Raw genomic sequence first — 13,729 nt, 5'->3', positions numbered from 1 at the left:
TATCACAAAGTAAAAGGCGGATTGAACAAAAAACATTCGCAGCAAATCAACAGAAATCTATTCATTTTATTCAGTTACAAAATCAAAGATGAAATCTCATCGATTATCCACAATATAGAAATTTTATCAAAAAAAAGATACTGCTTCTATCCGCCTGAAACAGGAGGTCATCTATGAAAAAAACAGGAATTATTTTTAATGGACTTAAAGTACGTCAAAAACAAAGACAAATATGTGAAGAGCCAGAAAAAAATGCCATCCGTGAAGAAAATGCTTATGAAGTCAAAGAAAAAGAAGTCTGTCTTGATGTGACTTATTTTCTTACGTTTGCAGTGGTACATAATCCGGTATGCAAAGGTAAGATGAAACAATTTTCAGTTCTTCAGATTTTACATTATCAAAAGTTATTCGAAGCATCCAAATATCATGGAGAGTATTTTTTATCCTGTCTTGGATATGAAGAATATTATTATGCCCAGGTCGTGCTTGGAATGTTGTTTGAAATTCGAGAGGGCGAGAAAAAAGAGGCAAAAAAGAGTTATGAGAGTTTGATTGAGATGATAACGGCAGGCTGGTGTGAGGTCAGAGAGGAACTGTTTGAAAGACCAAGTGTAAAATTTCATAAAATTCAAGAATGGGCAGGTCTGTATACGGAACAGCCGGCAATGGGCTTAAGTCAGCTTTGTATTGTATATCTGTTGGCAGAAGTCTTTCAGGTGAAAATTCTTCCTGACACAAATTCTGCCCTGTTGTTTCAATGTATGTTAGATAGAAATACTATTTGGAACAGTCCAAAAGCAGAGGTTATGGAATATCCATTTCAAAATGCTAAAGCAGAACAAAAAAGTATGGAATTTTTACGAATTTTAAGAAAACAGATGAAGTATCCATATCGGGCAATTACCGGATTTTTAAACAAAAAAGAAGAAGAGTTTGATTATTACCTGCAGAATTTGTTCCATTTAGGAGGAATTGACCGGAATGTGATTTGTGGAGAGAAAATTGATAAACAGACATTTGAGATTTTAACGGAACTTGGAGGATTTGAAAATGAGCAGAGTTTAAAAGAATATGTCTATTCTCTTTATATTGTGTTGTTAAGTCAATATGTGTCAAAATGTCTGAATTATCTAAAAGTTCAGAATCCGGCAGTATGGGAAACAAAACGAATGGAAATGCAGGACAGGGAGGAAATTTTACTAAAAAAGATAGCGGAGCTGGAAAAAAGAAGTTGACAAATGAAAAAATGAGGACTATACTTATAACAAATTTAAGTGAATAGCACTTTAAACCGTTGAACAAGAGGAGTAAATAAAGAAATCCGTTAAAGCAGAGAGATCTGTTACAGAGAGTTGTAGATGGTGGAATTACAGCAATGTGAATTTTTATTGAATGGACTTGTGAGGGCAGCTTGAAATTTGAAAAAAAGTAGACGCTGACGGGAAATCCCAACCGTTATCAATGGGGCGTGTATGATAGTACATGGGAAGAGTGGTTCAGGAAAACCTGGATAATTTGGGTGGTACCGCAGGAGCGAGAAATAAAAAGGCTCTTGTCCCATTAGAGAAAATCTAATGGGACAAGAGCCTTTTTTAATTCATAAGAAATTTCGTCTTATGAATTAAAAAAACGCTCCGCAAGAATGTGCCTTGGTACATTCTTTGTTCTTGGATAGAAAACATATTCAGAAAGGATGGCAGATATGAAAATAACACCAGATTGCAATACAATATTAAAATTAGCAGAAGAATATTCGGTTGTTCCGGTCTGCAAAGAAATTTATGCAGATATCACAACACCGATTACTTTACTTAGAAAAATCTCTGCAATTTCAAAAAGATATTATTTGTTAGAAAGTATTGAAGGTGGCGAAACCTGGGGAAGATATTCCTTTCTCGGATATGACCCGATTATGCGTGTGACCTGCCGGTCAAATGAAGTGGTAGTTGAGAAAAAAGGAAAACAGGAAACTTATCAAACCGAAAAACCTCTGGAAATCATTCGTGAGATTATGAAAGATTACCGTTCACCGAAATTAGAGGGAATGCCGCCATTTACAGGAGGGTTTGTAGGTTATTTTGCTTATTCGATGATTGGATATGCAGAGCCGGTTTTAAAAATTAAAAAAGGAACCTTTCCGGATTATGATGTAATGCTGTTTGATAAAGTCATTGCTTATGACCATTTAAAACAGAAAATCTGTATTATCGTAAATATGAAAACAGATCGGGTAATGGAAAATTATGGAGAGGCAACTGCTGAAATTGCGAAAATTGCAGCTATGATTAAAAATGCATCGATTCCGGAATTTCCAAAGGAGATAGAAAATATTAATTTTACCTGTAACGTCAGCAAAGAGGAATATTGCAGTGTTGTAGAAAAAACAAAAGAGTACATTAAAGACGGCGATATTTTCCAGGCAGTTATTTCCAGACAGTTTACAAGTCCAATGAAAGGAAGCCTGTTAAATGCTTACCGTGTATTAAGAACAACCAATCCATCTCCTTATATGGTATATCTGCACTTTGATGAGGAAGAATTGATGAGTAGTTCTCCGGAAACTCTGGTTCGTCTGCAAAATGGAAGATTGACAACGTTTCCTGTAGCCGGTTCAAGACCAAGAGGAAAGAACCGAGAAGAAGATGAAGAACTTGAAAGAGATTTATTATCCGATGAAAAAGAGTTATCGGAACACAATATGTTAGTCGACTTAGGAAGAAATGACCTTGGAAGAATCAGTAAATTCGGTTCAGTTGACGTGACAAAATACATGATGATTCACAGATATTCCAAGATTATGCATATCTGTTCTCAAGTGGAAAGTGAGATTGAATCATCGAAAGACGGATTAGATGCAATTGAAGCAGTACTTCCGGCAGGAACACTTTCCGGAGCCCCGAAGATTCGTGCCTGTGAAATTATTGAAGAGTTAGAAAGCGAAGAAAGAGGAATTTACGGTGGGGCACTTGGATATCTCGATTTTGCAGGAAATCTGGATACCTGCATTGCAATTCGAATGGCAGTAAAGAAAGACGATAAAGTATATGTGCAGGCCGGAGGCGGTATTGTAGCAGACAGCGTTCCGGAAAAAGAATATGAAGAATCTGCAAATAAGGCAGCAGCCGTGATGCAGGCAATTCAAAATGCAGAGGAGGTAGACGAAGTATGATTCTTTTAATTGACAACTATGACAGTTTTACTTATAACCTGGTTCAGGTAATCGGAACAATTAATCCGGATATCAAAGTCATCCGAAATGATGCAATGAGTGTAGAAGAGATTGAAAAATTAAAACCTTCTCATATTATTTTATCTCCAGGACCGGGATATCCAAAAGATGCCGGTGTATGTGAAGAAGTGGTAAGAAAATTACAGGGAAAAATCCCGATTTTAGGGGTCTGCCTGGGACATCAGGCAATCTGTGAAGTATATGGTGCAAAGATTACTCATGCAAGAAAGTTGATGCATGGAAAGAAGAGTCGTGTAAAAATCGAAACCGAAAGTCCGATTTTTGCAGGAATGGAAGAAGAGATTGATGCAGCCAGATATCATTCTCTGATTGCAAATGAAGATACGATTCCAGGCTGTCTGCAGGTGCTTTCAACAGATGAAAACGGTGAAATTATGGCAGTAGGACATAAAGAATATCCGGTTTATGGATTACAATTCCATCCGGAATCTATTTTAACCCCGAAGGGAAAAACGATACTGGAAAATTTTTTGAATATAAAGGCAGGTAAAGGAGACAGACTTATGATTAAAGAAGCAATTCATACTTTGATGAATGGACAAGATTTGTCTTACGAGATGGCAAGAGAAGTTATGGAAGAGATGATGGATGGAACCGCAACACAGGCTCAGATGGGGTCTTTCTTAACTGCACTTCGCATGCGTGGTGAGACAATTGATGAAATTACGGCATTTGCGCAGGTGATGAGAGAAAAAGGTGTAAAAATCAAGCCGGAAAGAGAAGTCATTGATATTGTAGGAACCGGCGGAGATGAAGTTGGAACATTTAACATCTCGACTACTTCTGCTTTTGTGGTAGCAGCTGGTGGTGTTCCGGTAGCAAAACATGGAAACCGCAGTGTTTCAAGCAAAAGTGGTGCAGCTGATGTATTGGAAAATCTGGGTGCAAATGTGGCATTAGATGCAAAACAAAATGAAACTATCTTAAATCAGACAGGAATGTGCTTTATGTTTGCACCGGTTTATCATTCTTCTATGAAATATGCCGCACCGGTACGAAAAGAGATGGGAGAAAGAACAGTATTTAATATTTTAGGCCCACTTTCCAATCCGGCAGCGGCAACCATGCAGTTACTTGGGGTTTATGATAAAAAGCTGGTAGAACCACTTGCAAAAGTGCTTGGAAATCTTGGAGTTACAAGAGGTGTTGCAGTTTGCGGTTCAGATGGACTTGATGAAATTACCGTAACTGGAGAAACTACTGTTTGTGAAATTCGTTTTGGAGAAACAAAAACCTATACGATCTCACCGGAACAGTTTGGAATAAAGCGTTGTGAATTATCAGAGCTGATAGGTGGAACACCGGTTGAAAATGCACAGATTACAAGAGAAATCTTAACCGGAAAAGAAAGAGGAGCAAAAAGAAATGCAGTGTTGTTAAATGCCGGAATGAGCCTTTATCTCGGAATTGATGGAATTACGCTTGAAGAAGGTGTCAAGATGGCAGCCGATTTAATTGACAGTAAGAAAGCACTTGCGAAATTAGAAGAGTTTGTGAAAGTGACAAAGGAAGTATAAGGAGGAGCGCCGATATGATTTTAGACCAAATAGCGGCAGATACCAGGCTTCGTGTGGAGGCAAAGAAGAAAGAGATTTCTTTAGAAGAAGTAAAAAGAGACGCACAGAGCATGGAAAAAAATACAGGATTTCCGTTTGAGATAGCGTTGAGAAAACCGGACCTGAGTTTTATCTGTGAAGTAAAAAAAGCGTCTCCGTCGAAGGGAATCATTGCCGAAGAATTTCCTTATCTTCAGATCTCAAAAGAGTATAATGAAGCAGGAGCGGATGCAATTTCCTGCCTGACCGAACCGAAATATTTTCTTGGAAAAGATGAATATTTAAAAGAGATTGCAAAAGAAGTAAAGATACCGGTTTTAAGAAAAGACTTTGTAGTGGATGAATATCAAATTTATGAAGCGAAAATATTAGGTGCAAGTGCTGTACTTTTGATTTGTGCGATTTTAGAAGAAGAACAGTTAAAAGTTTATCTTCAAATTGCAAAAGAGCTTGGTTTATCTGCGCTTGTAGAGGCACATGATGAAAAGGAAATCAAGCAGGCAGTTCGTGCAGGCGCGAAAATTATCGGAGTGAATAACCGAAATTTAAAGGATTTTTCTGTGAATGTAGGAAACAGCACAAACTTAAGAAATTTTGTACCACCGGAAATTTTATTTGTGGCAGAAAGCGGAATCAAAGGACCAGAAGAGATTAAAGCTTTAAGAGAAAATAAAGTTGATGCGGTTTTGATTGGTGAAACCATGATGCGCAGTCCGGATAAAGCAAAAATGCTTCGTTTCTTAAAAGGGGAAGAACACCATGAAGAAAGTTAAGATTTGTGGTTTAAGAAGAAAAGAAGATATCTTAATAGTAAATCGTTTGAAACCAGACTATGTTGGATTTGTATTTGCAGACAGCTCCAGAAAAGTGACAAAAGAAGAGGCAAAAGCACTTTCAAAGCAGTTAGAAAAAGAAATTTGTCCGGTGGGAGTTTTTGTAAATGAAGAACCGGAGATAGTCGCCCAAATTGCGAATGCCGGAATCATTGACTTGATTCAGCTTCACGGAGAGGAAGACGAAGCATACATACAAAAATTAAAAGCATTTACCAATAAACCAATAATAAAAGCTGTGCGGGTGAGAAGCAGAGAACAGATTCAAAAAGTAGAATCTCTTTCCTGTGATTATCTTCTGTTTGATACTTATATCAAAGGACAGTATGGGGGAAGTGGAAAACCCTTTGATATCTCACTCCTAGGAGTGGTTTCAAAGCCATATTTTATCGCCGGCGGTTTAAGTGAAAGCAATGTGGCAGAAAAATTGAAAAACTGTGATGCATTTGCAGCAGATGTCAGCAGTGCAGTGGAGACAGATGGGTATAAAGACGAAAAAAAGGTACAGCAGTTTATAGAAGCAGTACGGAAAGGATAAAAAAATGAGTAAAGGAAGATATGGAAATTACGGAGGACAGTATATCCCGGAAACATTGATGAATGCAGTTTTAGAATTAGAGGAAGCATATGAAAAATATAGTAAAGACCCTGAATTTAATAAAGAATTAGATGATTTATTAAAAAATTATGCAGGTCGCCCATCTTTATTATATTATGCAGAAAAAATGACAAAAGATTTAGGCGGTGCAAAGATTTATCTAAAACGAGAAGATTTAAATCATACCGGTTCTCATAAAATCAACAATGTACTTGGACAGGTACTGCTTGCAAAAAAAATGGGAAAAACTCGTGTTATTGCAGAAACCGGAGCAGGACAGCATGGGGTGGCAACTGCAACCGCAGCAGCACTTATGGGAATGGAATGTGAAATCTTCATGGGAAAAGAAGACACGGACAGACAGGCATTAAACGTATTTCGTATGGAACTGTTAGGTGCAAAAGTACATGCGGTGACAAGCGGAACAGCAACTCTTAAGGATGCAGTAAATGAAACTATGCGTGAATGGACAAAGAGAATGGATGATACTCTTTATGTGCTTGGTTCGGTTATGGGACCGCATCCATTTCCAATGATTGTGCGTGATTTCCAGAAAATTATCGGAAAGGAAATTAAAGAACAGTTAAGAGAAAAAGAAGGCAGACTTCCAGATGCAGTGATTGCCTGTGTCGGTGGCGGAAGTAATGCAATGGGAACATTCTATGAATTTATTCCGGATAAAGAGGTAAAATTAATTGGATGTGAGGCAGCAGGACATGGAATTAATACCGATAAACATGCAGCGACTATTGCAAAAGGAAGCGAAGGAGTATTCCATGGAATGAAATCCTTGTTTTGTCAGGATGAATATGGACAAATTGCACCGGTATATTCGATTTCAGCAGGACTGGATTATCCGGGAATCGGACCGGAGCATGCAAATTTAAATGCAACCGGACGAGCTCAGTATGTTCCAATTACAGATGATGAGGCAGTAGATGCTTTTGAATATCTTTCAAAAACAGAGGGGATCATTCCGGCAATCGAAAGTGCTCATGCTGTTGCTTATGCAAGAAAACTGGCACCGACGATGGGAAAAGACCAGATTATTGTAGTGACCGTATCCGGTCGTGGAGATAAAGACGTTGCAGCAATTGCAAGATATAGAGGAGTGGAAATCTATGAGTAAAATAGCAAAAGCATTTGAGAACAAAAAAGCATTTATTCCGTTTGTAACGGCGGGAGACCCGACACTTGATGTGACAGAACAGTTATTATATGAAATGCAGAAAGCAGGAGCAGACTTAATTGAAATTGGAATTCCGTTTTCAGACCCGACAGCAGAAGGACCAGTCATTCAGGAGGCAAATGAAAGAGCGCTTGCTGAAGGATGCACAACGGATAAAATTTTTGATATGTTGAAACGTGCAAAAGAAAAAATTACGGTTCCAATGGTATTTTTAACTTATGTTAATCCGATTTTCACTTATGGAAAAGAACGTTTTATGAAACAATGTGTGGAAAGTGGAATTGATGGTCTGATTGTACCGGATATGCCTTATGAAGAAAGGGAAGAACTTGCACCGGCATGTGAAAAATACGGAGTGGACATTATTCCGCTGATTGCACCGACTTCTCATGAAAGAATTAAAATGATAGCAAAAAAAGCACAGGGATACATTTACTGTGTTTCGTCTTTAGGTGTAACCGGTGTCAGAAATGAAATTAAGACAGATATTGGGGCAATGGTAAAAGCAGTAAGAGAGACAACAGATGTTCCGTGCGCAGTCGGATTTGGAATTGCGACTCCGGAACAGGCTTACAAGATGGCAAAAGTTTCGGATGGAGCAATTGTGGGTTCTGCAATCGTTAAAATTATAGCAAAATATGGAAAAGACAGCGTTCCTTACGTAGGAGAGTACGTTAAAAGCATGAAAGAAGCCGTAGAAAAAGCGGATAAAGAAAGTAAATAATCCAGAAAATAAGTTTAAAACAGCCGATTCTATTAAAAAAGAGCCGGCTGTTTTTTCAGCTTGCAGATTAATAAGAAATTCACAATTTTTTAGTTGAAAAAAATTGAAAAACAGGTTACAATTAAAATCGGCAGAAATTGGTTTTGTTCTTCAACTCATTAGAGCGAAAAACCAAAATGTGGTTTCTGCGCGAACAGGATTCACTGTCAAATAGGTGCAGAAATCCGCAAATAAAAATATATGGAGGGCTGATCAATGAGTAATACAGCACAAAGCTTGGCAGGCAAAAGAATTGAAGCTTTGCTTGATGAGAACAGTTTTGTTGAGATTGGCAGTTGTGTAACAGCTAGAAGCACTGATTTCAACTTATCTGAAAAGGAAACACCATCTGATGGTGTTATTACCGGTTATGGCGTAATTGACGGAAGCCTGGTGTATGTATACAGCCAGGATGCATCCGTATTAAACGGAACAATCGGTGAGATGCATGCAAAAAAAATCGTAAGACTCTACGAACTGGCTATGAAGACAGGTGCTCCGGTTATCGGTCTTGTAGACTGTGCAGGTTTCAGACTTCAGGAAGCAACAGATGCATTAAATGCATTTGGTGAAATCTATGCAAAACAGGTTGCAGCTTCCGGTGTCATTCCTCAGATTACAGGAATCTTTGGAACATGTGGTGGCGGACTTGCGGTTATGCCAGGTCTTACAGACTTTACATTTATGGAAGAGAAGAAAGCAAAATTATTTGTAAACTCTCCAAATGCATTAGATGGAAATGAAATTTCCAAATGCGATACATCAAGTGCCAAATATCAGAGCGAAGAAAGCGGACTTGCAGATGTAACAGGAAGCGAAGATGAAATCATTGCAAAAATGAGAGAATTAGTTTCCCTGCTTCCATCAAACTACGAAGATAATTCTGCTTATGTAGAGTGCACAGATGATTTAAATCGTGTATGCCCTGAACTTGTAAACTGCGCAGGTGATACTTCTATCGCACTTTCTCTTCTTGCAGACAACCAGGAATTCTTTGAGGTAAAAGCAGATTATGCAAAAGATATGGTTGTTGGATTTATCCGTTTAAACGGAGCAACTGTAGGATGTGTTGCAAATCGCAGTGAAGTTTACAATGCAGAAGGAGAAAAAGCAGAGACATTTGATAATGTATTATCAGTAAGAGGATGCAAAAAAGCAGCTGATTTCGTGAAATTCTGTGACGCTTTTGAACTTCCGGTACTGACTCTGACAAATGTAAAAGGCTATAAAGCGACAAAATGTTCCGAAGCGAATATTGCAAAAGCAGCAGCATCTTTAACTTATGCATTTGCAAACGCAACTGTACCGAAAGTAAATGTTGTAGTTGGAGAAGCATTTGGAAGTGCTTACCTGACGATGAACAGCAAATCAACAGGAGCAGACATGGTATTTGCTTGGCCGGAATCCCAGATTGGTATGATGGATGCAAAGCTCGCTGCAAAAATTATGTACGCAGACAGTGATGCAGCAACAATCAATGAAAAAGCTGCAGAATATGCACAGCTTCAGTCAAGTGCACTTTCTGCTGCAAAGAGAGGCTATGTTGATACAATCATCGAGCCGGAAGATACAAGAAAATATGTGATTGGTGCTTTTGAAATGTTATTCACAAAAAGAGAAAATCGTCCAAGTAAAAAACACGGCACGGTTTAAGCGAGGTGAATTAATATGAAGCAGACATGGAAAAAAATCATTGGACTGATTCTGATTAGCGTATGTATCTTGGCAATGACCGCTTGTGGAAAGAACAGTAGTGAAGAAACAAGCTCTCTTACGATGCCGGATGAAGCATCTCAGCAGTCCTTAATCGAGAGTTTTGGAACTGTACTCCAGAATATTTCTCAGTTGGATGAAGCAAGCATTAAAAGCTATATGGAAGGCGATGATGCATTTAGTGCAGCGGCAGCTTCTGCTTGGGATACCAGCGGTTCTTCTTTAGGAAGTTTTGAAGAAGTTAAAGATGGTAAAATGGAAATCGACGATGACACTTATGTAGTTACTATTGATGCAAAGTTTGAAAATCGTGATGCAGATTGTGTGTTTATACTTGATAAAAATGGAACTCCTACCAGTGTCAGCATTGACCCTGTTTACAGCATGGGTGAAAAAATGGCACAGGCAGGTCAGAATACCGTTATGGGTATCGGAATCGTATTTATCATGCTTATCTTCTTAAGTTTCCTGATTTCTCTTATGAGATTTATCCCGAAACTGGAAGCAGCTTTATCAAAGAAAAACAAAGCACCAGAACAGGCAAAACCGGCACCGGTTGTTGCTGTTCCGGAAGTAGAAGAGGAAGAAGTAATTGATGATGGCGAACTGATTGCAGTTATCGCAGCAGCAATTGCGGCATCTGAGAATACATCGACGGACAGCTTTGTTGTTCGTTCAATCAGAAAGTCAAAAAAAGGAAATTGGCACAGAGCCTAATCACAGGAGGAAATGATTATGAAATCTTATACAATCACAGTAAATGGCGTTGCTTATGATGTAACAGTAGAAGAAGGCGCTGGAAACGCTGTAGCAGCATCTGCTCCGAAAGCAGCACCAAAGGCAGCACCAAAAGCAGCACCTGCAAAAGCAGCAGCTCCGGCATCCGCTGGTTCTGTAACAGTTGCAGCATCTGCAGCAGGTAAAATCGTAAAAATCGAAGCAAGCGTAGGTCAGGCAGTAAAAGCTGGAGACAGTATTGTAGTTCTGGAAGCTATGAAAATGGAAATTCCGGTTGTTGCTCCACAGGACGGAACCATTGCAAGTATTGACGTAGCAGTTGGTGATGCAGTTGAAAACGGTAGTACACTGGCAACTATGAACTAAAAATTTGCAAATAGAGTGATTTATTTGTAAGTTTGCGGTCGTAGATAGAAATCTGCGAAAAATACAGACAATGGGAGGTAATAAAATGTCTAGCATAACAGATACATTGTCCAATCTGCTTGGTCAGACAGCGTTTTTGAATCTGACATGGGGAAACTATCTGATGATTCTGGTTGCTTTTGTTTTCTTATTTCTGGCAATCAGACATGGATTTGAACCGCTGCTTTTAGTACCAATCGCATTTGGTATGCTGTTAGTTAATATCTATCCGGATATTATGTCACAGCCATATACGGATGCAGCCGGTATTGAACATGCAGGTGGACTTCTTCACTATTTCTATTTGATGGATGAATGGAGTATTCTTCCGTCACTGATTTTCATGGGTGTAGGTGCCATGACAGACTTTGGTCCGCTGATTGCGAATCCGAAGAGTTTCCTTTTGGGAGCAGCAGCACAGCTTGGTATCTATATGGCGTATTTCCTTGCAATCTTTATGGGATTCAATGGAAAAGCAGCAGCAGCAATCTCTATCATCGGTGGTGCCGATGGTCCGACTTCTATCTTCCTTGCAGGTAAGCTTGGACAGACAGCATTAATGGGACCGATTGCGGTGGCGGCGTATTCTTATATGTCACTGGTTCCAATTATCCAGCCTCCAATTATGAAGTTATTCACAACAGAAAAAGAACGTAAAATTAAAATGGAACAGCTTCGTCCGGTATCCAAACTGGAAAAAATCCTGTTCCCGATTATCATTACAGTTGTTGTTTGTCTGATTTTACCATCTACAGCTCCGTTAATTGGTATGCTTATGCTTGGTAACCTTTTCCGTGAATGTGGCGTTGTAAAACAGTTAACAGAAACAGCATCTAATGCTTTAATGTACATCGTAGTTATCCTTCTCGGAACATCCGTAGGTGCATCTACAAGTGCAGAAGCGTTCCTGAAACTGGATACTTTAAAAATTGTTGCTTTAGGTCTGGTAGCATTTGCAGTTGGTACAGCCGGTGGTGTTCTTCTTGGTAAAGTTATGTGTAAACTGACACATGGAAAGATTAATCCGCTGATTGGTTCTGCTGGTGTATCCGCAGTTCCTATGGCAGCCCGTGTATCTCAGAAAGTTGGTGCAGAAGCAGACCCGACTAACTTCCTGCTGATGCATGCAATGGGACCAAACGTTGCCGGTGTTATCGGTACAGCCGTAGCTGCTGGTACATTCATGGCAATCTTTGGTGTATAATTGAAGGAGGAAAATTAAGATGGCAGATGTGGTAAAAAAACCAATTAAAATTACAGAAACAATTCTGCGTGATGCGCATCAGTCTCTGATTGCAACAAGAATGACAACAGAGCAGATGCTGCCAATCGTAGATAAAATGGATAAAGTCGGTTATCATTCCGTAGAATGCTGGGGTGGTGCAACATTTGATGCATCTCTTCGTTTCTTAAAAGAAGACCCATGGGAAAGACTTCGTAAATTCCGTGATGGTTTTAAAAATACAAAACTGCAGATGTTATTCCGTGGACAGAATATCCTTGGATACCGTCCTTACGCAGATGATGTAGTAGAATACTTCGTACAGAAATCAATTGCAAACGGCATTGATATTATCCGTATTTTTGACTGTATGAACGATATCAGAAACTTAAAAACAGCAGTTTCTGCAGCAAACAAAGAAAAAGGTCATGCACAGGTTGCGCTGTCTTATACTTTAGGTGATGCTTATACTTTAGAGTACTGGACAGAAATGGCTAAAAAAATTGAAGATATGGGTGCAAATTCTATCTGTATCAAAGATATGGCTGGTCTTCTGCTTCCTTATAAAGCAACTGAACTGGTAACTGCTTTAAAAGAAACAGTAGATATTCCGATTCAGCTTCATACACACTATACTTCCGGTGTTGCTTCTATGACTTACTTAAAAGCAGTAGAGGCAGGTGTGGATGTGATTGATACAGCAATGTCTCCATTCGCTCTGGGTACTTCCCAGCCGGCAACTGAAGTTATGGTAGAAACATTTAAGGGAACTCCTTATGATACAGGATTTGACCAGAAACTGTTATCTGAAATCGCTGATTACTTCCGTCCAATCCGTGACGAAGCACTTGACAGCGGACTGCTCAATCCGAAGAACCTTGGTGTTAACATTAAGACTCTGTTATATCAGGTACCGGGCGGTATGCTTTCTAACCTGACTTCTCAGTTAAAAGAACAGGGTGCAGAAGATAAATTCTACGATGTATTGGAAGAAGTTCCAAGAGTACGTAAAGACCTTGGTGAATGCCCGCTTGTTACTCCTTCTTCTCAGATTGTTGGTACACAGGCTGTATTCAATGTTGTTCTGGGTGAACGTTACAAGATGGTTACAAAAGAAACAAAAGATGTATTAAGTGGAAAATACGGTGCAACTGCAAAACCGTTCAACAAAGAAGTACAGAAAAAATGCATCGGTAATACAAAACCGATTACCTGTCGTCCGGCTGACTTAATTCCGGCTGAGTTAGACACCCTTAGAGGAGAAATGGCACAGTGGTCTGAGCAGGAAGAAGATGTATTAACTTACGCATTATTCCCACAGGTTGCAACAGAATTCTTTAAATACAGAGAAGCTCAGGAAACAAAAGTAGACCCGAAAATGGCAGACACAAAAAATGGAGCTTATCCTGTATAAATAAGATTAAATTTTCCGAAGGCGAATCGTATGGAAATACGGTTCGTC

General features: G+C 39.1%; 12 protein-coding genes and 1 other annotated feature. All 12 genes read left to right on the top strand.

Annotation, left to right across the window (positions count from 1 at the left end; genetic code table 11):
- The first annotated feature begins 173 nt into the window (after nt 1-173).
- The 12 genes from ACYQ2D_RS02925 (at nt 174) to ACYQ2D_RS02870 (ending at nt 13,681) form a co-directional block, all read left to right on the top strand.
- Entirely contained in the window at nt 174-1,235 is a 1,062-nt protein-coding gene (locus tag ACYQ2D_RS02925) for a hypothetical protein (protein ID WP_459784582.1), read from the top strand.
- Between the two features lie 50 nt (nt 1,236-1,285).
- Nucleotides 1,286-1,563 (top strand) — a binding site (T-box leader).
- A 139-nt stretch (nt 1,564-1,702) separates the two neighbouring features.
- Nucleotides 1,703-3,169: an anthranilate synthase component I gene (gene trpE / locus ACYQ2D_RS02920; RefSeq protein ID WP_459784581.1), complete on the top strand. Its 1,467-nt coding sequence runs from the start codon at nt 1,703-1,705 to the stop codon at nt 3,167-3,169.
- The gene (locus tag ACYQ2D_RS02915; protein WP_459784579.1) at nt 3,166-4,767 is read left to right on the top strand and encodes a bifunctional anthranilate synthase component II/anthranilate phosphoribosyltransferase; all 1,602 of its coding nucleotides are present in this window, start codon (nt 3,166-3,168) and stop codon (nt 4,765-4,767) included. Before trpE ends, ACYQ2D_RS02915 begins: the two co-directional genes overlap by 4 nt.
- Nucleotides 4,768-4,781: 14 nt before the next feature.
- Nucleotides 4,782-5,579 (top strand): indole-3-glycerol phosphate synthase TrpC, encoded by a 798-nt coding sequence (gene trpC / locus ACYQ2D_RS02910; RefSeq protein WP_459784578.1) that lies wholly within the window; start codon nt 4,782-4,784, stop codon nt 5,577-5,579.
- A complete protein-coding gene (locus ACYQ2D_RS02905; protein ID WP_459784576.1) occupies nt 5,566-6,177 on the top strand; it encodes a phosphoribosylanthranilate isomerase in 612 nt (203 codons plus the stop codon). Before trpC ends, ACYQ2D_RS02905 begins: the two co-directional genes overlap by 14 nt.
- Nucleotides 6,178-6,181: 4 nt before the next feature.
- Nucleotides 6,182-7,366 (top strand): tryptophan synthase subunit beta, encoded by a 1,185-nt coding sequence (gene trpB, locus ACYQ2D_RS02900; protein WP_022303495.1) that lies wholly within the window; start codon nt 6,182-6,184, stop codon nt 7,364-7,366.
- A complete protein-coding gene (gene trpA, locus ACYQ2D_RS02895; protein ID WP_459784575.1) occupies nt 7,359-8,150 on the top strand; it encodes a tryptophan synthase subunit alpha in 792 nt (263 codons plus the stop codon). Before trpB ends, trpA begins: the two co-directional genes overlap by 8 nt.
- 255 nt (nt 8,151-8,405) lie before the next feature.
- A complete protein-coding gene (locus tag ACYQ2D_RS02890; protein WP_022303497.1) occupies nt 8,406-9,842 on the top strand; it encodes an acyl-CoA carboxylase subunit beta in 1,437 nt (478 codons plus the stop codon).
- 15 nt (nt 9,843-9,857) lie between these two features.
- On the top strand, nt 9,858-10,619 hold the full coding sequence (locus ACYQ2D_RS02885) for an OadG family transporter subunit (protein WP_117456374.1): 762 nt from the start codon (nt 9,858-9,860) through the stop codon (nt 10,617-10,619).
- An 18-nt stretch (nt 10,620-10,637) separates the two neighbouring features.
- Nucleotides 10,638-11,006, top strand: a complete 369-nt coding sequence (locus ACYQ2D_RS02880; RefSeq protein WP_022303499.1) for a biotin/lipoyl-containing protein — start codon at nt 10,638-10,640, stop codon at nt 11,004-11,006.
- Between the two features lie 85 nt (nt 11,007-11,091).
- Complete coding sequence (locus tag ACYQ2D_RS02875; RefSeq protein ID WP_372554309.1) at nt 11,092-12,249, top strand: sodium ion-translocating decarboxylase subunit beta; 1,158 nt, start codon at nt 11,092-11,094, stop codon at nt 12,247-12,249.
- Nucleotides 12,250-12,268: 19 nt separating this feature from the next.
- Nucleotides 12,269-13,681, top strand: coding sequence for an oxaloacetate decarboxylase subunit alpha (locus tag ACYQ2D_RS02870; RefSeq protein WP_022303501.1), 1,413 nt, complete (start codon nt 12,269-12,271; stop codon nt 13,679-13,681).
- Nucleotides 13,682-13,729 lie beyond the last annotated feature (48 nt).

The organism is Blautia stercoris, assembly GCF_054657695.1.
The sequence above is the reverse complement of the archived record's forward strand: the minus strand, read 5'-3'. Positions and strand labels throughout refer to the sequence as shown.

Bases quoted from the DNA above. Each gene is read 5' to 3' on its own strand.
- ACYQ2D_RS02925 (WP_459784582.1), top strand. From the start codon at position 174: ATGAAAAAAACAGGAATTATTTTTAATGGACTTAAAGTACGTCAAAAA.
- trpE (WP_459784581.1), top strand. From the start codon at position 1,703: ATGAAAATAACACCAGATTGCAATACAATATTAAAATTAGCAGAAGAA.
- ACYQ2D_RS02915 (WP_459784579.1), top strand. From the start codon at position 3,166: ATGATTCTTTTAATTGACAACTATGACAGTTTTACTTATAACCTGGTT.
- trpC (WP_459784578.1), top strand. From the start codon at position 4,782: ATGATTTTAGACCAAATAGCGGCAGATACCAGGCTTCGTGTGGAGGCA.
- ACYQ2D_RS02905 (WP_459784576.1), top strand. From the start codon at position 5,566: ATGAAGAAAGTTAAGATTTGTGGTTTAAGAAGAAAAGAAGATATCTTA.
- trpB (WP_022303495.1), top strand. From the start codon at position 6,182: ATGAGTAAAGGAAGATATGGAAATTACGGAGGACAGTATATCCCGGAA.
- trpA (WP_459784575.1), top strand. From the start codon at position 7,359: ATGAGTAAAATAGCAAAAGCATTTGAGAACAAAAAAGCATTTATTCCG.
- ACYQ2D_RS02890 (WP_022303497.1), top strand. From the start codon at position 8,406: ATGAGTAATACAGCACAAAGCTTGGCAGGCAAAAGAATTGAAGCTTTG.
- ACYQ2D_RS02885 (WP_117456374.1), top strand. From the start codon at position 9,858: ATGAAGCAGACATGGAAAAAAATCATTGGACTGATTCTGATTAGCGTA.
- ACYQ2D_RS02880 (WP_022303499.1), top strand. From the start codon at position 10,638: ATGAAATCTTATACAATCACAGTAAATGGCGTTGCTTATGATGTAACA.
- ACYQ2D_RS02875 (WP_372554309.1), top strand. From the start codon at position 11,092: ATGTCTAGCATAACAGATACATTGTCCAATCTGCTTGGTCAGACAGCG.
- ACYQ2D_RS02870 (WP_022303501.1), top strand. From the start codon at position 12,269: ATGGCAGATGTGGTAAAAAAACCAATTAAAATTACAGAAACAATTCTG.